At 69.6% G+C, this 19974-nt stretch carries 16 protein-coding genes; 11 read left to right on the top strand and 5 right to left on the bottom strand.

Features of this window, described 5'->3' with window-relative positions:
* The first annotated feature begins 78 nt into the window (after positions 1–78).
* The 3 genes from N1032_RS12465 to N1032_RS12455 are packed head-to-tail and all read left to right on the top strand — an operon-like array spanning position 79 to position 4746.
* Positions 79–2871, top strand: coding sequence for an ABC transporter permease subunit (locus N1032_RS12465; protein ID WP_259539416.1), 2793 nt, complete (start codon positions 79–81; stop codon positions 2869–2871).
* Positions 2871–3605 carry an ABC transporter ATP-binding protein gene (locus N1032_RS12460; protein WP_259539415.1) on the top strand — a complete coding sequence of 245 codons (735 nt, stop codon included), beginning with the start codon at positions 2871–2873 and terminating at the stop codon, positions 3603–3605. The genes N1032_RS12465 and N1032_RS12460 overlap by 1 nt, the downstream gene beginning before the upstream one ends.
* A gap of 49 nt (positions 3606–3654) precedes the next feature.
* A complete protein-coding gene (locus N1032_RS12455; RefSeq protein WP_259539414.1) occupies positions 3655–4746 on the top strand; it encodes a zinc-binding dehydrogenase in 1092 nt (363 codons plus the stop codon).
* A 72-nt stretch (positions 4747–4818) separates the two neighbouring features.
* On the opposite strand, the gene N1032_RS12450 is transcribed toward N1032_RS12455, so the two are convergent.
* The 3 genes from N1032_RS12450 to N1032_RS12440 all read right to left on the bottom strand — a co-directional run bounded on the left by N1032_RS12450 (position 4819) and on the right by N1032_RS12440 (position 8648).
* On the bottom strand, positions 4819–6924 hold the full coding sequence (locus N1032_RS12450; protein WP_259539413.1) for an acetate--CoA ligase family protein: 2106 nt from the start codon (positions 6922–6924) through the stop codon (positions 4819–4821).
* Entirely contained in the window at positions 6917–7747 is an 831-nt protein-coding gene (locus tag N1032_RS12445; RefSeq protein WP_259539412.1) for a p-hydroxycinnamoyl CoA hydratase/lyase, read from the bottom strand. Before N1032_RS12445 ends, N1032_RS12450 begins: the two co-directional genes overlap by 8 nt.
* Before the next feature lie 64 nt (positions 7748–7811).
* Positions 7812–8648, bottom strand: coding sequence for a PaaX family transcriptional regulator (locus N1032_RS12440; RefSeq protein WP_259539411.1), 837 nt, complete (start codon positions 8646–8648; stop codon positions 7812–7814).
* A gap of 91 nt (positions 8649–8739) precedes the next feature.
* Here N1032_RS12440 and N1032_RS12435 point away from each other — a divergent pair, with 91 nt between their 5' ends.
* The 8 genes from N1032_RS12435 (at position 8740) to N1032_RS12400 (ending at position 17210) form a co-directional block, all read left to right on the top strand.
* Entirely contained in the window at positions 8740–10923 is a 2184-nt protein-coding gene (locus tag N1032_RS12435) for an acyl-CoA dehydrogenase (RefSeq protein ID WP_259539410.1), read from the top strand.
* A gap of 46 nt (positions 10924–10969) precedes the next feature.
* Positions 10970–11743: an electron transfer flavoprotein subunit beta/FixA family protein gene (locus N1032_RS12430; protein ID WP_259539409.1), complete on the top strand. Its 774-nt coding sequence runs from the start codon at positions 10970–10972 to the stop codon at positions 11741–11743.
* Positions 11744–11752: 9 nt separating this feature from the next.
* Positions 11753–12739: an electron transfer flavoprotein subunit alpha/FixB family protein gene (locus tag N1032_RS12425; RefSeq protein ID WP_259539408.1), complete on the top strand. Its 987-nt coding sequence runs from the start codon at positions 11753–11755 to the stop codon at positions 12737–12739.
* Positions 12740–12741: 2 nt separating this feature from the next.
* Positions 12742–13896: a cytochrome b/b6 domain-containing protein gene (locus N1032_RS12420; protein ID WP_259539407.1), complete on the top strand. Its 1155-nt coding sequence runs from the start codon at positions 12742–12744 to the stop codon at positions 13894–13896.
* Between the two features lie 83 nt (positions 13897–13979).
* Positions 13980–15233, top strand: a complete 1254-nt coding sequence (locus tag N1032_RS12415; protein WP_259539406.1) for an amidohydrolase family protein — start codon at positions 13980–13982, stop codon at positions 15231–15233.
* Positions 15233–15544, top strand: coding sequence for a hypothetical protein (locus tag N1032_RS12410; RefSeq protein WP_259539405.1), 312 nt, complete (start codon positions 15233–15235; stop codon positions 15542–15544). Before N1032_RS12415 ends, N1032_RS12410 begins: the two co-directional genes overlap by 1 nt.
* Positions 15541–15981: a Rieske (2Fe-2S) protein gene (locus tag N1032_RS12405; RefSeq protein WP_259539404.1), complete on the top strand. Its 441-nt coding sequence runs from the start codon at positions 15541–15543 to the stop codon at positions 15979–15981. Before N1032_RS12410 ends, N1032_RS12405 begins: the two co-directional genes overlap by 4 nt.
* A 29-nt stretch (positions 15982–16010) precedes the next feature.
* A complete protein-coding gene (locus N1032_RS12400) occupies positions 16011–17210 on the top strand; it encodes an alpha-hydroxy acid oxidase (protein WP_259539403.1) in 1200 nt (399 codons plus the stop codon).
* An 85-nt stretch (positions 17211–17295) separates the two neighbouring features.
* Here the strand turns inward: N1032_RS12400 and N1032_RS12395 are convergent, their stop codons facing one another.
* Entirely contained in the window at positions 17296–18522 is a 1227-nt protein-coding gene (locus N1032_RS12395) for an FAD-dependent monooxygenase (RefSeq protein ID WP_259539402.1), read from the bottom strand.
* A 98-nt stretch (positions 18523–18620) separates the two neighbouring features.
* Complete coding sequence (locus N1032_RS12390; protein ID WP_259539401.1) at positions 18621–19934, bottom strand: FAD-binding oxidoreductase; 1314 nt, start codon at positions 19932–19934, stop codon at positions 18621–18623.
* Positions 19935–19974 lie beyond the last annotated feature (40 nt).

Genomic DNA, 19974 nt, shown 5'->3' with positions numbered 1-19974 from the left:
AACACCATGTAGCACTCGGCCAGGGGCCGGCGCAGGCGACTGCCCGGCCCCTGGTCACTCAAAGGAGAGTCTTCGCACATGAGCGACATCATCCAGTTCGGCCTGCTGGGCCTCGGCCTCGGGGCCATCTACGCCCTGCTCGGGCAGGGCGTGCTGCTGATCTATCGCGGTTCGGGCGTCGTGAACATCGCTCACGGCGGCTTCGCGATGATCGGCGCGTACCTCTATCTGCAGTTCAGCTCTCCCTCGAGCTTCAACGCCTCCGTGCCGGTGACGGCGGGGCTGCCACCGGTGCTGGCGTTCGTGCTCGCCGTCGTCGTGACCGCCCTGCTCGGGCTCGCGGTCGACCAGCTCGTCCTGCGCCGGATGCGCAACGCCTCGCCGCTCACCCGCCTCATCGCCACGCTGATCGTTCTGCTGGTGCTGCAGGCCGGAGCTGCGAAGATCTGGGGCTACGCGCCCCCGTTCGTGAAGCCGATCCTGCCCTCCAGCCTTCTGAAGATCGGCGACGCGTCGATCTCCGAGAGCTACTTCTGGCTGCTCGGCATCGGCATCGTCATCACCGCGGCCCTGATGATCGTCTGGCGCTACACCCGCATCGGCTGGGTGACCGCCGCCGTGTCGCAGAACGAGCGCGGTGCGGCCGCCCTCGGCATCTCGCCCGGCTTCGTCTCCTCGGCCACCTGGGTCGCGGGCACGGCCCTGGCCGCCGTGGCCGGCATCCTGGTGGCGCCGATCACGCAGGTGTCGCCCACGGCGCTCAGCCTGCTGATCATTCCGGTGCTCGCCGCCCTCGTGCTGGCCGACTTCAAGTCGTTCCCCCTGGTGCTGGCCGCTTCGCTGTTCATGGGCGTCGCGCAGACGATCCTCATCCGCTTCAACGCCGACTTCAAGAACCTCACCGGCATCGCCGCGGTCTCCGACGCGTTCCCGCTGATCGTGCTGATCGTGGTGCTGCTGGCGAGAGGCTCGAGCCTGCCGCTACGCGGCCAAGCGGGTGAGCGGCTGCCGCTGATCGGCAACGGCCGCTTCCGCTGGGGCATCGTCATACCGCTGTTCGTGGTGGTCATGCTGCTGATCTTCCTGGTGTTCCCCACCACCTGGCTCTCCGCGCTGTCGGTCACGTTCGTGGTCTCGATCATCCTGCTCTCGCTCGTGGTGCTGATCGGCTACACCGGGCAGGTGTCGATCGCACAGTACGCGATCGCCGCAGTGGGCGGCCTGATCGGGGCGCGACTCACGGTCGACCTCGGTTTCACCTTCATTCCGGCACTCATCGTCGGCACGCTGGCCGCGGCCGTCATCGGGCTGCTGTTCGCGCTGCCCGCCCTCCGCACGCGCGGCGTCAACCTCGCCGTGATCACGCTCGCCGCCACCTGGGCGGTGAACGACATGATCCTCACCAACTCGAACTTCTCGGGCACCTCGGCGGGCCTGCGCGTGGGCCAGGCATCGATCCTGGGGCTGGACATCAGCGGCTCGACGCATCCGGAGCGGTATGCGGCCTTCACCTTGATCGTGCTCGTGATCGCCATGTTCGTGGTCACCAACCTCCGTCGTGGGCGGCTCGGGCGCAGCATGATCGCGGTGCGCTCGAACGAGCGAGCCGCCTCGGCCTCAGGGGTCAACGTCTCGCGCACCAAGATGATCTCGTTCACCATCTCGGGCGCGCTCGCCGGCCTCGGGGGCATCCTGCTCACCTACCAGTTCACCACCGCGTCGTTCACGCAGTACGACACCTTCACCTCGATGCTCGCGGTGGCGTGGATCGTGATCGGCGGTGTGGGCTTCGTGGTCGGCGCGATCTTCGCGGCCGTCGGCGCACCGAGTGCCCTGTCGTCGTTGATCGCCCTGAACTGGCAGGGCTTCGTCGACTGGCTGCCGCTGATCGCAGGTCTCGGTTCGCTCGGCGCCATCATCTTCAATCCGCACGGCATCGTGCAGGATCTCTCGGTGCGCTTCGGCAAACTCGAGAAGCGCATCGCGCCGAAGCTGCCGTGGGTGCGGCCCGTGAAGCGGTTCGAGCCGTCGACCGAAGCCGTGACGCCCACGCGGGTCGAGCCCAAGAACCTCACGGTCACGGGTCTGAGCGTGCGCTACGGGGGAGTGGTGGCCGTCGATTCGCTCAGCTTCGAGGTGCGGCCGGGCCAGGTGGTCGGCTTGATCGGGCCGAACGGTGCCGGCAAGACCTCGCTGATGGATGCCGTCTCGGGTTTCACCCCCTACTCCGGCTCGGTCTCGCTCGGCGACGAGAAGATCGACGGCTGGGCCCCGCACCGCAGGGCCGGACACGGCATCGTTCGCTCCTTCCAGGGACTCGAGCTGTTCCCCGAGATGACGGTGCTGGAGAACCTGCAGGTTCCGCAGGACCGCAAGATCGGGCTCAAGGCCCTGCTCGAGCTCGTTCGACCCTCGAAGACCGTGCTCGACCCGGTGACCATGGCGGCCGTGCAGGACTTCGGCCTTGCGCCGCTGCTGCACAAGACACCCGACGACATCTCCTACGGCGAGCGGCGTCTCGTGGCGATCGCCCGGGCCGTGGCCGCGAAGCCTTCGGTGCTGTTGCTCGACGAGCCCGTGGCCGGCCTCAGTGACAGCGAGTCGGCGGAGTTCGGCCGCCTGGTGCGCCGCCTCGCCGACTCGTGGGGGATGGCGGTGCTCGTGATCGAGCACGACATGAACTTCGTGATGAGCATCTGCGACCGCATCACCGTGATCGACTTCGGCAAGCACGTCTGCGACGGCACCGCCGGCGAAGTGCGCGAGAACCCCGCGGCGATCGCCGCCTACCTCGGCGACGACGCGGAGGAGAACGACTCCGAGCCGACCGGGGCGACACCGGTCGTGGCCGGGAAGGGAGCACACCGCTGATGCCCGAGACCTTGCTGGAGGCGCGCGGTCTTCGAGCCGGATACGCCGGGGTGGACATCGTGAAGGGCATCGACCTCCACGTGAACGAGGGAGAGGTGGTGGCCCTGCTGGGTGCCAACGGCGCCGGCAAGACCACCACCATGCTGACCCTGGCCGGTGAACTCTCGCCCCTGGGCGGGGAAGTGCTCTTCCAGGGTCACTCGAAGGCCGGCGCGTTGCACAAACGGGCGCGCAACGGCCTCTCGTTCGTCACGGAGGAGCGCTCGATCTTCTCGAACCTGACCACTCGGCAGAACCTCTCGGTGGGCCGGGTCGACCCCGACGACGCCATCGCGATCTTTCCCGAGCTGCAGGCCCTGCTGGGTCGCCGCGCCGGGCTGCTCTCGGGTGGCGAGCAGCAGATGCTCACCCTCAGCCGGGCGCTCTCGCGCGCCCCGAAGCTGCTGCTGGCCGACGAGCTCTCGCTCGGACTCGCTCCGAAGACCGTCGGCCGGCTGCTGCGCGCGGTGCGAGCCGCGGCAGACCGGGGCGTGGGAGCGCTGCTGATCGAGCAGCACGTGCACCGGGTGCTCGACATCGCCGACCGGGTCTACCTGCTGCACCACGGCCGCATCCAGTTCGAAGGCACCGCCGCGGAGACGCGTGCGAGCCTCGACGACATCCAGGCCGCCTATCTGTCCTCCGGATCGGATACGTCCGCCGCGGAATTCGCGGAATCAGACTCGGCCGGCTGAGATCTCTCACCGGCCGGCCCACCACTAGGTACGACGAAAGGAAACCACTGTGCCTGAAAAGACCACGATGCGCGCCCACCGACTGCGCACCCGCGAGGCGAAATGGACGATCGAGACGGTGCCGATCCCGGTCCCCGGTCCCGACCAGGTGCTGATCAAGGTGGCGTTCTGCGGCATCTGCCACTCCGACCTGAGCTTCAACTCCGGCGCCTTCGAGGTGGCCAACGACCAGACGTCCGGCTCGCCGCTGCGCCGCGTTCCCGAGGTCGTCACCTCCGGCCACGAGGTCACCGGCACCATCGCCGCGCTCGGACCCGGCGTCACCGGATGGGAGATCGGCGACCGTGTGATCGCTCCCACCGGCCAGCCTGACCACACCTGCGAGGTCTGTCGCACCGGCGTGTTCGAGGACTGCCCGAATCTCGAGGTGCTCGCGGTCACCAAGGACGGCGGCTGGGCGGAGTACGTGCTCTCGCGAGCCATCGCCCCCATCCGCATTCCCGACTCGCTCCCGCTGGACCAGGCCGCGATCATCCCCGACGCCCTCTCCACGCCTTATGGGGCCGTGGTCAACACCGGCCAGGTCAAGGTCGGCGAGGCCGTGGGTGTCTGGGGCATCGGCGGAGTCGGCACGCACCTGGTGCAGGTGGCGCGCCTGGTGGGCGCCAACCCCATCATCGCCTTCGACATCAGCGAAGAGACGCGTCAGCGCGCCCTCGACCGCGGAGCCGACTTCGCCTTCGACTCCCGCGACCCCGACCTCGAGCAGAAGGTGATGGAAGCCACCGGTGGCCACATGTTCGACGTCACCTTCGACGCCGTCGGCATCAAGCCCACGTTCACGCAGGCGCTCGCCTTCACCCGTAACCGCGGCCGGATGATCGCGGTCGGCGAGACCATGGACGAGGTCTCGATCGGCACGACCCTGCACTTCGGCGTGAGCCGCAAGCAGGTGCGCGGTCACCTCGGCTGCCCGAACGAAGACGTGGAGGCGCTGGTGAAGCTGGTGGCCGCCGGCCGCCTCGACGTGAGCCAGTCGATCTCGAACGTGGTGTCGCTCGAGAACCTCGCCGACGGCATCGACCAGCTGCACCACCACACCGACAACCCCATCCGCATTCTGGTGAACCCGAACCTGTAGCGGCTGTTCACGAAGAAGGCCCGCACCCCTCGGGGATGCGGGCCTTCTTCGTGTCGGCGGCACTGCCCCGCGTCAGACCTCGGTGCGGAACAGGGCCGCGTCGAGCACCACGAGCTCGCCCTCCGCGGTGACGGCGACCGGGTTGAGATCGAGGCCGCCGAGTTCGCCGTCGTGCTCCACGGCGATGCGCGCGAGGGCGTCGACGAGTGCCGAGAGAGCGGCCGGGTCCACCGGGGTGCGGCCGCGGGCTCCCCGCAGCAGCGGCGCGCCCTGCAGGTCGTCGACCATGCGCTCGGCCTCGTCGGGGCCGAGCGGGAGCCCGCGCATCGTCACGTCGCCGAGCACCTCGGCCCAGATGCCGCCGAGCCCCAGCAGCACGACCGGGCCGAAGGTCGGGTCGATGTGGATGCCCGAGATCAGCTCGAGCACCGGCGTCACCATGCGGCTCACCGTCACGCCCTCCAGCACGGCGTCAGGGCGTGCGGCGGCGGCCGATGCCAGCACCTGCTGCGCGGCGGCCTTCACCGAGGCGGCATCGCCGAGACCGAGGGCCACTCCGCCGACCTCGGTCTTGTGCGCGATCTGGGGCGAGCTGATCTTCACGGCCACCGGGTAGCCGAGCTCCTCCGCCGCCTCGGCGGCGGCCTCCGGGGTGGCCGCGAGCAGCTGCCGGGCCACGGGCACGCCGTACTCGCTCAGCCACTGCAGGGTGGAGTTCTCCGTGATGGTCGCCGGGAGCGGGATCGGCTCACGCTCCTCAGCCGGGGCGGCCGGCTGCGCGGCGGACTCCACGGCGCGACCGAAGCGACGCAGGAGCTGCAGCGCCTCGACGGCGGCGGCGGGAGACGAGAACACGGGCACCCCGCGGTCGCGGAGGCGCTGACGCAGACCGTCGGACTCCTTGCCCGAGAGGATGACCGAGACCACCGGCTTCGGCGAGCTGTGCACCGTGTCGGCGAGCCGGTCGACCCACTGGCCTCCGGCAGGGCCGCCGCTGCTCGGCACCGCGTGCACGACGCCGCCGACCGCCGGGTCCTCCACCAGCGCGTCGACGATGTCGACCATCGAGAACGGTCGCTGCATGCTCTGCGCCGTGACATCGATCGGATTGCCCACCGCCTGGTCTTGAGCGAAGGCGGGGAGATTCTCGCGCACCTTGCCCTGCGCGAGCTCGCCCAGCTGCGCCAGCGGCACACCCAGTTCGTCGGCGCGGTCGGCCGCGATCGCCGCTGCGCCGCCCGAGTTCGTCACCACGGCGATGCCGTCGACGGTGGGGAGGTGGCCGAGCAGCGCGGCGGCGACCATGCCCGGGATCTGATCGAGGTCGGTGACTTCGATCACCCCGTACTGCCGCAGCAGCGCCTTGAGCGTCGGGTAGGAGCCGGCGAGCGCGCCCGTGTGCGACTTCACCATGGCCGACCCGCTCTCGGTGCGGCCCACCTTGAGCGCCACCAACGGCTTGCCCAGCTCGCGCAGCCGCCGCAGCACGGCGATGAAGCGGGTGCCGTCGCGCACCTCTTCGAACACCGCTGCGATGACCTTCACCCGGTCGTCTTCGGCGAGGTGTTCGAGCACGTCGACCACGGTGACGTCGGCCTCGTTGCCGGTGGCGATGCCGTAGCCGAGCGGTAGCCCCGCGTCCAGCAGTCGATCGCTCAGCGATGTCATGCCTGAGCCGCTCTGCGAGACCACGGCCACGGTGCCGGCGGGGTCGGATGCCTTGCGGCCGTACCAGACGAACGACAGCGGCAGTCCGCGCACGTAGTCGTGAACGCCGAGCGTGTTCGGGCCGAGCAGCAGCATCCCGTGCTCGCGGGCGATCTCGCCCATCCGCGCCTGGGCGGCGGCGCCCTCCGCGCGATCGCCCTCGCCGAATCCGGACGAGATCACCACGGCGGCCTTGGCGCCGCGCTTCGCGAGCGCTTCGACGGCGGCGACGACGGCCTGGGCGGGCACCAGCACGAGGCCGACGTCGGGCGCCTCGGGCAGTGCGGAGGGATCGGGGTAGGCGGTGTAGCCGCCGATCTCGTCGCGCGAGGGGTTCACAGGATAGACGGCCACGTCGACCCCGGAATCGCGCAGGAAGGCGACCGGCTTGCCGGCCAGCGCGGTGAGGGTGCTCGAGGCGCCGACGATCGCGATGCTGCGGGGAGCGAGGAGCGGGGTGAGGTCACGCATCGGCGGCGTCCCGGCGGTAGGCCGCGAGGCCGGGCTTAAACTCCTTGGTGTCGAGGAACTGCGACAGGCCCTTGAGGCGGCCCTTCTCCGGGTCGCGCGAACCCAGCTGCGCCGACTTGGCGGCGAGGTAGTCGGCCGACTGCTCGTAGTTCATGTCGGCCGAGTGGCGCAGCGCCTCCTTCGTGGAACGCAGGGTCTGCGGGTTCAGTTTCAGCAGGGTGTCGGTGAGTTCACGCACGGCCTCGCCGAGTTCCGCGCGCGGCACCGAGTCATTGACCAAGCCGATCTCCTTGGCGCGCTGCCCGCCGAAGGTCTTGCCGGTGAGCGCGTAGTACATCGCGTCGCGATAGCCGAGCGCCAGCGTGACGTCTTTGGTCACCAGGCCGCCGGGCAGGATGCCCCAGTTCACCTCGGACAGCCCGAACTGGGCCTCGTCGGCCGCGATGGCCAGATCGCACGACACCAGCGGCATGAACCCACCGCCGAAGCACCAGCCGTTGACGGCGGCGATGGTCACCCGGGGGAAGAAGCGCAAGCGGGTGTACGACCACTCGCGCATCGTCCATTTGGCGCGCTCGGAGAGCACCGGGTCGTGTTCCGTGCCGCGGAAGTACTCCTTGAGGTCCATTCCGGCGGTGAAGGCGTCGCCCTCGCCGGTGAGCACCAGCACATCGGTGTCGGGGTCGGCGCCGAGGCGGATCAGGGCGTCGAGCATCTCGTCGTTCAGCTGCGGGCTCATCGCGTTGCGCTTGTCGGGCCGATTGAGAGTCACGGTGGTCACCCGGTTCTCGTTCTCGACCTTGATGCATTCATAGTTGGGCATCGTTGCTCCTTGGTGTCCATCGAAGTTGTGGCGAGCAAAACGTATAACGATCAGACGGCGGCCGTCAATCAGCTGATACAGACCCGAGATCCAGAACGCGCGCGTAGTAGTCGGCCGATCCCTCCGACAGCAACGAATGCGCGTCTTCGAAAAGACGCCGCGCCTCGTCGCCCTGCCATCCGGCCGGCTGCAGGTCGACCGGGAACTGCGGGTCGCGACGCGTGAACGACCGGTAGGCATGCACCAACTGGATGCGTGCAACCAGCGCCTCGCGCCCGTCGAGCGCGGCTTCGCGGTAGGAGGGCAGCTTCGCCCTCACGTCGCGGATGAAGTCGGAGTAGTCGGCGCCGAGTGCATCCAGGTCCCAGCAGCGCGCGGCGATCGCGCGGTCTTCGGCCAGGCCCGACGTGCGGGTGGTGAGCAGCGTGAGCCGGGCGGCCGAGAGGGCTGCGACGGCGTTCGCGATGTCGTCGAGCTGCGGGCGTGGCCGGATCCAGGTGGCGGGCGCCAGAGGGCCGAAACCGAGCCAGGCCAGTTGCCGGCGGAGTTCGTCCCTCGTCTGGCGGTCGCTCTCGGGCACGGTGTAGATCACCATCGACCACTCGCCCGCCCAGCGTTCGGGGGCGGGGCGGTGCAGCCGCTGCCCGCCCTCGTGGATGGCGACCAGTGCGAGCGGGCTGAGTCGGTAGATCGACTCCCGGCCCTCGCGCTCCACGTCGAACCAGCCGCGCTCACGCAAGCGGGCCAGCGTCACCCTCATCGTCGGCCCGGCGATGCCGAGCTGCTCACCGAGCTCCACCAGGGCCTTGAGGCGCAGTTCGCGACCCCCGATGCGGTTGAAATCCCCCAGCAGATCGATGACCAGGGCGCCGGAGCGCACCTTCTCCTCGTTCGTCATCATCGAATAATAGCAATCAAATGTGTAACATATATGCGTCGGAGTGTGCAGAAACGCTATACTACCGAAACGAGCCAGCACCCGAAGGAGCGTGATGAGCAGCAGCACCCCCACCCTGAGCCCGACACCCGGAGGCGCTCTCGACCCCGGCCTCGACGCCGAGGAGCTCGAGGCCCTGCGCGAGTCGGTGCGCGGGGTGAGCGCGCGCCTCTGGGCCGACGCGACGCAGGCGGTCGCGGCCGACCCGGCAGAACTCTGGCGCATCGCCGCCGAACAGGGCTGGACCGGTTTCGGCGCCCCCGAGTTCCTGCCGGCCGCCGTGGCCGTGCACGAGGAACTCGGCCGGTTCGCCGTGCCGTTCCCGGCGGTCGACGTGTTCCTGGCCGGTCTGGTGGCCGAGGCCCGGGGTGATGACGAGCTCGCCTCGGCCATCGCCGAGGGCACCGTGCGGCCCGCGATCGCGCTGGCGGCCCTTCCGGTCGACGGGGGAGTCGTGGCCCGCCACGTCGAGGCCGGCTCGGCGCTCACGCACCTGATGGTGGTCGACGAGGCATCCGGTCGCCTCGGCTGGTTCGCACTCGACGGCGCAACCGTGACGGCTCTCCCGGGCCTCGCCGTTCCGGCGTGGAGCGAGATCCGCACGGCGCAGAGCGCGGAATGGGTCGACGACCTCTCCGCGCATCCGGAACTCGTGCGCAACCGACGGCTCGGACTCGCCGCGCGCGCGACCGCTGCCGTGGCCCGCACTCACGAACTGGCTCTGGAGTATGCGAAGCAGCGCCGGCAGTTCGGCACCGTGATCGGCTCGTTCCAGGCGGTGTCGCACCGGCTGGTGAACTCCGAGATCGCGCTCACCGCGGCCCGTGAACTGCTGGCACATGCCTTCGAGCTGCGGCAGGCCGGAGACCCCGCGTGGCACGTGGCCGCCGAGATCCAACTCGAGTTCGTGACCGCGCGGCTGGCCGGCCTGCAGTTCGACGCGCACCACACCCTCGCCGCCACCGGTTACTTCGAAGAGAGCGAGGCGCCCTGGCTCTTCCGCCGGGCGCACGCCGACCTGGCCGCACTCGCGGCGATGGGCCGCGATGCCTCAGTGGGCGAGTACCTCATCGACCACGGCCTCCGGCTGCCCGAGCACTACCGCGGCGAGTCGGCCGACCGGGTGCGCAACGAGGTGCTCGAGGCCTTCGCCCCCTACACGGCGGGTGCCCCCTCGCACCTGCACTCCTGGGACGACGCAGCCCGCGCGGTGCTGCGCGATCGCGGCTGGATCGGCGTGGGCTGGCCGAGCGAGTTCGGTGGGGGCGGATGGCCGGTGGGCGACGTGCTCGCGTTCAGCGAGGCGCTCGCCTACGCGAATCCGCCGCTGGGCAACATCATGATGGGCATCAACTCGATCGCACCGATGGTGATGAAGGTGGGCACCCCCGAGCTGCGCGAGCTGGTGCTCTCCGAGATCCGAAAGGGCGATCTCTCGATCGCGCTCGGCTACTCCGAGCCCGAGGCCGGCTCCGACCTGGCGTCGCTGCGCACGCGTGCCGAGCGGGTGGAGGGCGGCTGGCGCATCGACGGCCAGAAGATGTGGGGCACCTGCTTCCCCGACTCGCGCTGGGTGGTGCTGGCCGCACGCACCGATGCCGAGGCGACGCCCAAGCACGCCGGCATCACGCTGTTCCTGGTCGACACCGATTCCGACGGCATCACCGTGAGCCCACACACGGCGCTCGGCGGCGATGTGTCGGCCACGACCTTCTGGGACGACGTGTTCGTGCCCGACAGCCGCGTGATCGGCGAGGTGAACGGCGGGTGGGCGGCCCTCACGCAAGCACTGGCCGGTGAGCGCGTGCTCATCGGCGCCAGCGTCATGCGCGGGCACCGCGCCTTCGACCGCCTGCTCGACATCCTCCGCAGCACGCCCGACGTCGTGGTGCCCGGTCACCGCTCCGACTACCGCGCCGAGGCCGGGCGCATCGCGGTGCGGTTGCAGGCAGCGCGGTCGCTGGTGAACCTCGCGGTGCGCGGCATCGTCAACGGATCGGCATCGCGCGTGGCGCCGCCGATGGCCAAGATCGCGGCCACCGAGCTGGCCGAAGATCTGAACGCCACCGCTCTGGCACTGCTCGGACCCGACGCACTCTACCAGTGGGGCGTCGACGGGGCGGTGGGCGACGGCTACTTCGAAGACGGCCTGCGCGCCTCGATCATGGGCGTGATCGCGGGTGGCACCGGCGACATCCAGCGCAACCTGGTGGCTCGTGGCCTGGGGCTTCCGAAGTGATGCCCGTCTCGACATCATCCGCACCGCTGCGGGAAAGGAGGACGCGATGAAGATCGTCGTTCTGGTGAAGGAAGTGCCTGACACCTACGGAGAGCGCAAGCTCGACCTCGAGACGGGGCTGGCCGACCGCGACGCCGGCGACCGCGTGCTCGACGAGATCGGGGAGCGCGCCGTCGAGCTGGCGGTCACCCTGGCCGAACACATTCCGGGCACCGAGGTGGTGCTGCTGTCGGCCGGTCCGGTCACCGTGCCGGCGAGCCTCCGGAAGGGGCTGGCCATCGGAGCGTCGAGCGCGGTTCACGTGCTCGACGACCGCATGCAGGGTGCCGATCTTACTCTCACGGCGCAGGTGCTCGCCGGTGCGGTCCAGCGCATCGGTTTCGATCTGGTGATCGCCGGCGACGTGTCGACCGACGGAACCGGCGGGGTCATCCCGTCGATGGTGGCCGAGCTGCTGGGGGTGGCGAGTGCGACGAATCTCGCCGAGGTCGAGCTCGACGACGGTCAGCTGCGGGGCGAACGGCTGAGCGATGCCGGCGTCACGCGCCTCTCGGTCGCACTGCCCGCCGTCATCTCCGTCACCGAGCGCCTGCCGGAGGCTCGTTTTCCGAGCTTCAAAGGCATCGTGGCGGCCAAGAAGAAGCCGCTCGACGTGCTCACCCTGGGCGAGATCGGCGTCGACCCCGATGCGCAGATGCCACGTTCGATCATGGTGGCCGTGGCGCAGAAACCGGCCCGCGCCGCCGGCGTCACGATCGTCGACAGCGGAGACGGAGGAACGCGAATCGCCGAGTTCCTCGTCGAGAACCGACTGGTGTGAGGAGAGATCATGAGTTCATTCCCGACTGATTCGATTCTGGTGCTTGCGGAGCTGACGCCCTCGGGTGCCGTCGCCTCGAGCTCGGCCGGCCTCCTGGGGGCAGCGGCCTCGGTGGGCACGCCGGTGGCCCTGCTCGTCACCGAACCCGGGGCCTCGCCGGCTGCCGCGTCGGCGCTCGGCGATCTGGGCGCGGCGCACGTGCTGGTGGCCGAATCGGCCGAGCTCGCCACCAGGCTCACGACTCCGGTGGCCGACGCGCTGGCCGCCGCCTACGACCTCGTGCAACCCGGGGCCGTGCTCATCTCGAACTCCGTGGAGGGCCGCGACGTCGCAGGCCGGTTCGCCGCGCGCGCCGGCATCCCGCTCGCGGTCGACGTGGTCTCCGTGGCGCGCGACGAGGAGGGCATCACCGCCCACCATTCGGTGTGGGGTGGAACCTACGACACCGACTCCGCCGCGAGCTTCGGAGCGCTCGTGGCGACGGTGCGGCAGGGTGCGGTGACCGATCGGGCTGCGGCGGTCGAGCCCCGGATCGAGGCGCTCGCCGTCGCGCCGTCGGGGTCGGCTGCCGCCGAGATCCTGTCGTTCACACCCGCCCAGGCTGTGTCGTCGCGGCCGGAACTGCGCGGTGCCACGACGGTCGTGGCCGGAGGCCGTGGACTCGGCACGGCCGAGAAGTTCGTTCTGGTGGAGCAGTTGGCCGACGCGCTGGGCGCAGCGGTGGGAGCATCCCGAGCCGCCGTCGACGCGGGCTACATCGCCCACGGCAGCCAGGTGGGCCAGACCGGCGTGTCGGTGTCGCCGCAGCTCTACGTGGCCCTCGGTATCTCGGGAGCCATCCAGCACCGGGCGGGCATGCAGACCTCGAAGACCATCGTGGCCGTGAACAAAGACGCGGATGCGCCGATCTTCGAGGTGGCCGACTTCGGCGTGGTGGGCGACCTCTTCACCGTCGTGCCCCAGCTGATCGAGGCCCTCGAGGCCAGAAAGCACTAGCCGTGTCCGAGCCACCGCCCCCCGTTCGCCGCGGTCTGCCGCGCACCCCGACTCCCGCTTCGGCCGCCGATGCGCCCGCGCCCCCAGAGGCGCCCGCCTCGGTGAAGCCCGAGGTGCCCACCGCTGCGCCCGCTCCGCGTCGGGGCCTCCCGCGACCGACGGCAGCCGCCGTGTCGGCACCCGTCGGGCCGGCGCCCGTCGAGCCGGCGCCCGTCGCCACCGCATCCTCCGCCCCCACGTCCGGCGCGGGCTCGCCCGAGCGCCGCACGCTCTCGCGGCGCGCCATCCGGTTCCTGCTGGGCGGCGTGGTGATCGTGCTGCTCGCAGCGGCCGCCGTGCTGCTCGCGCGCTGGTTCGTCGGCACGGCGGGGGTGGGCGACTTCCTCGCTCGGTTCCCCGGTGAGACAGAGCTGCCCGAGGGTGCGCCCGTCGGCATCCCGGCCTGGCTCGCCTGGCAGCACTTCCTCAACACTCTGCTGCTCGTACTCATCATTCGCACCGGCTGGCAGGTGCGCACCGAGAAGCGGCCCGCCGTGTTCTACACGTCACGCTCCAGCCGAACCAGCCGGCGCAAGATCAGCATCACGCTCTGGCTTCACCAGGCATTCGACCTGCTGTGGGTGCTGAACGGCGTGGTGTTCTTCGTGCTCCTGCTGGCCACCGGCCAGTGGATGCGTGTCGTGCCCACGAGCTGGGAGGTCTTTCCGAACGCCCTGTCGGCCCTGCTGCAGTACGTGTCACTCGACTGGCCCACCGAGAACGGCTGGGTCAACTACAACAGCCTTCAGGTGCTGGCCTACTTCGCCACCATCTTCCTCGCTGCGCCGCTCGCCATCCTCACGGGCGTTCGCATGTCGAGTCTGTGGCCCGCCAAGGCGCCGCGCCTGAACCGGCTCTACCCGATCGAGTGGGCCCGCGCCGTGCACTTCCCGGTGATGCTCTTCTTCGTGGCCTTCATCGTCGTGCACGTGGCCCTGGTGCTCGCCACCGGAGCCCTGCGCAACCTCAACCACATGTACGGGGGGCAGGATGCGGTCAACTGGGTGGGCTTCGGCATCTTCGCCGGTTCCCTCGTCGTGATCGCCGGCCTCTGGATCGCCGCCCGGCCGGTCGTGGTTGCGCCCGTCGCGAGCCTCTTCGGAAAAGTAGGTCGCTGACCGCGTCGCGGTTCTTGTAGCCGGAATCCCGGTTCGAATGTATGATCTTTATATGTTGAATCCAACGGCGGAAGAAACGCGACATGACTGACCCGATCACCAGGCCGAGCATCCGGAATCTGGAACCGATCCACTCGAGGTCCGACACGCGGGATGTGCTCTCGCATGCGACCAAGCAAGCAGCCAAGAGCTACGACGACTACTTCATCGTTGACATCGACGCCCACGTGTCGGAAGACCAGTTCTGGTCGGAGGTGCTCGAGCTCGTCGACAACGACGTCTGGCGCCAGATCGGGCAAGACCAGAACCGCGGCTTCGGAGGGAACAACGCCCTCCTGAACATCACTCCCGGTCTCTCGCAGCAGAGCGTCGGAGGCCGCATCGGGCACCAGGGCCGCCGCGAGCCGGTGGAGGGCGTCGAGGGGCATCCCTTCGTCATCTCGGCCCGGCGGGGAATGGATGCGCTGGGCCTGGACTACCAGGTCGTCTTCCCGAGCGCGATGCTGCTTCTCGGCATGCATCCGCAGGACGAGGTGGAGGTCGCGCTGGCACGCGCCTTCAACCGCTGGATGACCGAGGTCACCCTTCCGCAGGACGACCGCCTCAAAGGCATGATCTACCTTCCCTACAACACGCCCGAAGCGTGCGAGGAGATGGTGGAGCGCTTCGGGGCCGACGACAACATCATCGGCTTCACCGTCTGCTCCACCCGCAACAACGCCATCCATTCGGATGTCTACATGAAGCTCTACGCGATGATCGAGGAGACGGGCAAGCCGCTCGCCTTCCACTCCGGCTACCACTGGGGCGACCCGTCGTTCGCGCAGCTGAACCGCTTCCTTTCGATGCACGCGCTCTCGTTCACGCACTACAACCAGATCCATGTGACGAACTGGCTGATCAACGCGATGCCCGAGCGCTTCCCCAAGCTGAAGATGGTGTGGGTCGAGAGCGGCCTGGCCTGGATTCCGTTCCTCATGCAACGGCTCGACCACGAGGTGCTGCTGCGGCCGAGCGAGGCCCCTGGGCTCAAGCGGCTGCCGAGCGAGTACATGAAGGAGATGTTCTACACCACGCAGCCGATGGAGCGCACGAACATGAAGCTCCTGCAGGCCACGATGGAGTCCTTCAACTCGGAGACGCAATTGCTCTACTCCTCCGACTGGCCGCACTGGGACTGGGATGCCCCGTCGACCATCACCGAGCTGCCGTTCCTCTCGGAGCAGGCCAAGCGCAACATCCTGGGCCTGAACGCGGCCCGGGTGTTCAATCTCGACACCACACGCAAGAAGCCCGCTGCAGCGCAGGTGCTTCAGGATCGACCGGGGGTTTCCTGATGAGTGACCAGGCCACGAAGACCGACCTCGAGCTCTACGCCGAGACCGTCGCCACCCTGCGCGAGGTCGCCGCGCGCCTCGCCGCCGACGGGCTGGCGGCCGAGGTGCGGCCCGAAGACGTCGCCGAGCCGCTCTACGTCGCGGCCCGGTTGTTCTCGGCCCAGACCGACAAGCTCGGCCGGGGCGCCCAGTGGCCGCTCGAAGAGAACGCGCTGAACGCCACCGACACCGTGGTGCTGGTGACCGCGTTGCTCGAAGCCGCCGACGTCAACCTCTTCGACATGGCGATCTGGTACCGGAGGGCCCAGTGAACGACGGGTCGCCGCTGGCCCCGGAGACCATGCCCGACATCGTGCAGCCCGAGACGGCCACCGGCCCCGCGCTGCAGGATGTCGCGATCGCCCGCCTGGAGGACCTGCAGGAGAAGGAGCGCATCGTCGTCGACATCGACGGCAAGGAGGTGGGCGTCTACTTCCTGAACGGCGAGGTGCGTGCCTGGGTCAACATGTGCCCGCACCAGGGCGGGCCGGTGTGCCAGGGCAAGATCATGCCGCGCACGCTGCAGCTGGTGCGGGAGGGCATGAAGAGCGGCGGGCTCGGCTTCTCCGAGACCGAGCGGCACATCGTGTGCCCGTGGCACGGCATGGAGTTCGACATCCTCACCGGGCGGCATCCCTCCAACCAGGAGGTGCGCCTGCGCGGTGTGCCGGTGCGTGTGGTCGACGGCGAGGTGGTCGTCTCCGTCTGACGGGGCGACGACCTGATGGAGACCCCCACGTGAAGCCGGCGGAGATCCGCGCCCTCGTGCGCCTCAAACCCCCGGAGTTGCGACCGGGCGTGCGACGGCTCGCCTCGGCCCACGACATCGACGGGCTGCGCAGCGCCGCCCGTCGCGCGAGCCCGCGACCGGTGTTCGACTACGTCGACGGCGGCGCCGACGACGAGGTGAGCCTGCGGGCCAACCTCGACGCCTTCCGCCGTCGCCGCTTCGTGCCGCGAGCGCTCGCCGGGGTGGCGGATGTCGACGCCACCGCCCAGATCCTCGGGCGCTCGTCGGCGCTCCCACTGGTGCTCGCACCGACGGGACTGACCCGGATGATGCACTCGTCGGGCGAGACGGCCGTCGCCGCGTCGGCCGCTCGGGCCGGACTGCCCTACGCGTTGTCCACGCTCGGCACCACCTCGATCGCCGACCTGGCCGGGTCGCCTCACGGCGAGCTCTGGTTCCAGCTCTACATCGGCCACGACCGCGCCCGCACGGCCGAGCTGGTCGACGAGGCGGCGGTGCACGGCTATGGCGCCCTGGTCATCGCGGTCGACACGGCCGTCTCGGGGCGTCGCCTCCGCGACACCCGCAACGGGCTCACGCTGCCACCGGCTCTGAACCTGAAGAGCCTCGCGGGCATCGGCATCCGCCCGGGCTACTGGCTCCGGATGCTCAGCAGCCCCGGCATGACCTTTCCCAGCTTGCACGGCGGCGCCGCCCCGGCCCGGGGTCTCACCGGCGCGGCCACCTGGTTCGACCCGTCGATCAACTGGACCGACGTGGCCGACATCCGGCGGCGCTGGCGCGGCCCATTGCTTCTCAAAGGGCCTCTCGGCCCTGCGGATGCGCGGCGTGCGGTCGAGGCCGGAGTCGACGGCGTGCAGCTGTCGAACCACGGCGGTCGTCAACTCGACCGCTCGGCCGCACCCATCGACCTCGTGGCCGCGGTGCGCGCGGAAGTCGGGCCGCAGGCCACGGTGATCGTCGACTCAGGTGTGCGGAACGGCGCCGACATCGCGCTCTCGGTCGCTCTCGGCGCCGACGCCGCGGCGGTCGGCCGGGCCTATCTCTACGGCCTGATGGCCGGAGGTGAAGCCGGGGTCGACCGGGCCCTCGGCATCCTCGGTTCGGAGTTCCGGCGCACCATGCAGTTGCTCGGCGTCACCTCCGTCGCCGAACTGCGCGCCCAGGGCCCCGACCTCGTGCTCTGAACCTTCCGCCGAGTTGCGCCAAATTGCCCTTCCCGGCACGGGAATAGGGCAATTTGGCGCAACTCGGCGGAAGGAGGGTGGGGTGCTAGTGCGCTTGTGCTGCGTGCTCGGCCTGAAGCTCGCTGTAGTCGGGCAACGTGATCGAGGCGGGAGCCGGCCGCTGGTCGTGCATGGCCGCCATGATCGCCGGGTCGCTGATCGCCGCGTTGCGCGCGGCGAGGTCGCCTTCGCTCCGCGGAGCCAGCTGGAACACCATGCCCTCGATGCCGGCCTGCGTGGCCTCCACGAACGGTCGCAGCAGTGCGTCGTACGACGCGAGCGCGCTCTCGAGGTCGGCGCCCCGAGCGAGCTCGCCGGCCAGGATGTAGGCGCCGATCATGGCCATCGTCGAGCCCTGTCCGGTGAACAGCGACGGCCCGTAGCCGGCGTCGCCCACCAACGCGACGCGACCCGTCGACCACTGGGGGGAGGCCACGTAGTTGGCCGAGTCGTAGTAGGAGTCGTCGCTGGTGCGCAGCTCCTCGAGAAAGCGCGGGATCTCCCAGCCGTAGCCGGCGAACTGTTCGGCGAAGAGCGCGTACGCCTCCTCCCGGGTGCCGAAGATCTCGGCCGGCGGCTCGGGAGTCGCGAAGGCGAGCATGGCGTGAAGGTGCGTGTCGCTCTCGGTCGGCAGCATCACGGCCATCTTGCCGGGGATGTTCCACGACCGGTTCTCGTGCTCGAGACCGAGGAAGTTCGGCATCGAGTAGAGCGCGAACGTGTAGCCGAGGTACTGCACGGCGTCACCCGCCGGGTCCATGGCCAGCCGCCTGGTGCGCGAGCGCACACCGTCGGCGCCCACGACGAGGTCGAAGCTGCGCCGGATGCCGCTGCTGAAGGTGACCTCCGCCGCGTCGGCGCGGTTATCGATCGCCACCACCGAATCGTCGTAGATCCACTCGGCGGCGTCGCCCGTGACCTCGACGATCGCCCCCACCAGTTCGCGCCGGGGGATCTCGATGTCGGTGCTGGTGTCGCCCCCGGAGATCGCCTCGATGTCGATCATGCCCACCGGCTCGCCCTCGCCGTCGACGAACGACACCTTGCGGATGTCGACGTTGTAGGAGCGTGCCAGGTCGAGGATGCCCATCTTCTCGGCGATCGCGATGGTCGGCCCGCTGACGTCGACCGAGTGGCCGTCGACACGGAACGTGGGCGATTTCTCCACGACCGTGACCTCGAAGCCGTAGCGGGTGAGCCAGTAGGCCAGCGTGGGGCCGGCGATGCTCGCGCCCGCGATGAGGACGGTGCGGATGCCTGAATTCGTGCTCATCGATGAGCCTCCTGGTTCAATCGTCATTGATCAAAGCGCGGCCGGAGGGGTCGCGCTGAAGATAGTACCGTCATAACTTGACGACAGGCAAGGAGCAATCAGGCGGGTGTGATGTTGTGGTTCAGGGCGAACACGTTGTGCGGGTCGACCTCGCCCTTGATGCTCCGCAGGCGCGCGAGCACCTCGGCCGGGTAGATCGCCTCCGCGGCGCCCGCCCGTTCGTCCATCGTGAAGTTGCCGTACATGCCGAGCGTGAACCCGGCGAGCTTGGCCCAGCGCTCGGCGATGATCTCCTGCTGGCCCTCGGTCGAGGCCCCGGGCGGAAAGACGACGGCGGCCACGACGAGGGCCTCCGCGGCGCGGTGGGCGAAGGCGGTCTCGTCGGCGGGCACTCGGTTGAGCGCGCCGGCGATCCAGCGCACCATCAGCACCGAGCTCTCGGCCGCCCGGTTGAGCACCACCAGTGCGTCGATCAGCTCGTCGGTGACGTGCTCGACGAATCCGTTGTTGTCGAGGATGGTCAACCCCTCGGGCAGGTGCTCGTCGCTGAGCATGTCGGCGTAGTCCTTCTCGGCGATGTCGGAGTCGAGAGCCGTCGGCAGGTCGAGCAGCGGCTGGATCGCGGCATCCGCCGCCGCCCGGTCGGTGCCCGGGTAGCAGAGCGTCACCGTGATGCTCGGCGGCACATCGGGCCCGAACGCCGGTCGCACGGTGAGGGTGGAGTTGAGGTTCTCGGGTGCGCCGCGCATGACGTCGCGCCATCCGGCCAGGGCCGTCTTCAGGTCGGTGGCGTCGAGGCTCACCCAGCCGGCGATCACACGGCCGAACGGATGCGCCTGGAACGTGAAGCGGGTGACCACGCCGAAGTTGCCACCCCCGCCCCGGATCGCCCAGAACAGCTCGGGTTCAGACCCGGCGGAGGCCGTGACGACCTCGCCCGACGCGAGCACGACCTCGGCCGAGACCAGGCTGTCGATGGTGAGGCCGACTTGCCGAACCAGCCAGCCGATCCCTCCGCTCAACGTGAGGCCGCCCACCCCGACGGTGGTGGCGTCGCCCGAGCTGAGGGCCAGTCCGTGCGGTGCCAGGGCGGCCGCCACCTCGCCCCAACGGGCGCCCGCGCCGATGCGCACGAGACCGTCGTGGAGAACTTCGATGTCATGGAACTCGGCGAGGTCGAGCACCAGCGAGCCGTCGACGCTGGCGTAGTCGGTGTGGCCGCCGCTGCGCACCGCGAGCGGCAGTTGCTCCGCGGCCGCGTAGGCGATGGCAGCGGAGACGTCGGCCGTCGTGACCGGCCTCACGATCAACGCGGGGGCGGCGCGCCGGGCCCGGTGGGTCACGATGGCGGTGTCGTAATCGGTCGTTCCGGGGGCGATGACGACGCCCCCGAATCCCTGAATCTGGGTCATCGGAGGTGTCCTCTGCTGGTGGTGTCGGAGAAAATCGGGT

The sequence above is a fragment of the Herbiconiux daphne genome (assembly GCF_024979295.1).
Lineage (GTDB): Bacteria > Actinomycetota > Actinomycetes > Actinomycetales > Microbacteriaceae > Herbiconiux > Herbiconiux daphnes.
The sequence above is the reverse complement of the archived record's forward strand: the minus strand, read 5'-3'. Positions and strand labels throughout refer to the sequence as shown.

Coding starts and splice junctions, on each gene's coding strand:
- N1032_RS12465 (WP_259539416.1), top strand. CDS start 79: ATGAGCGACATCATCCAGTTCGGCCTGCTGGGCCTCGGCCTCGGGGCC.
- N1032_RS12460 (WP_259539415.1), top strand. CDS start 2,871: ATGCCCGAGACCTTGCTGGAGGCGCGCGGTCTTCGAGCCGGATACGCC.
- N1032_RS12450 (WP_259539413.1), bottom strand. CDS start 6,924: ATGCGTGACCTCACCCCGCTCCTCGCTCCCCGCAGCATCGCGATCGTC.
- N1032_RS12445 (WP_259539412.1), bottom strand. CDS start 7,747: ATGCCCAACTATGAATGCATCAAGGTCGAGAACGAGAACCGGGTGACC.
- N1032_RS12440 (WP_259539411.1), bottom strand. CDS start 8,648: ATGATGACGAACGAGGAGAAGGTGCGCTCCGGCGCCCTGGTCATCGAT.
- N1032_RS12435 (WP_259539410.1), top strand. CDS start 8,740: ATGAGCAGCAGCACCCCCACCCTGAGCCCGACACCCGGAGGCGCTCTC.
- N1032_RS12430 (WP_259539409.1), top strand. CDS start 10,970: ATGAAGATCGTCGTTCTGGTGAAGGAAGTGCCTGACACCTACGGAGAG.
- N1032_RS12425 (WP_259539408.1), top strand. CDS start 11,753: ATGAGTTCATTCCCGACTGATTCGATTCTGGTGCTTGCGGAGCTGACG.
- N1032_RS12415 (WP_259539406.1), top strand. CDS start 13,980: ATGACTGACCCGATCACCAGGCCGAGCATCCGGAATCTGGAACCGATC.
- N1032_RS12410 (WP_259539405.1), top strand. CDS start 15,233: ATGAGTGACCAGGCCACGAAGACCGACCTCGAGCTCTACGCCGAGACC.
- N1032_RS12395 (WP_259539402.1), bottom strand. CDS start 18,522: ATGAGCACGAATTCAGGCATCCGCACCGTCCTCATCGCGGGCGCGAGC.
- N1032_RS12390 (WP_259539401.1), bottom strand. CDS start 19,934: ATGACCCAGATTCAGGGATTCGGGGGCGTCGTCATCGCCCCCGGAACG.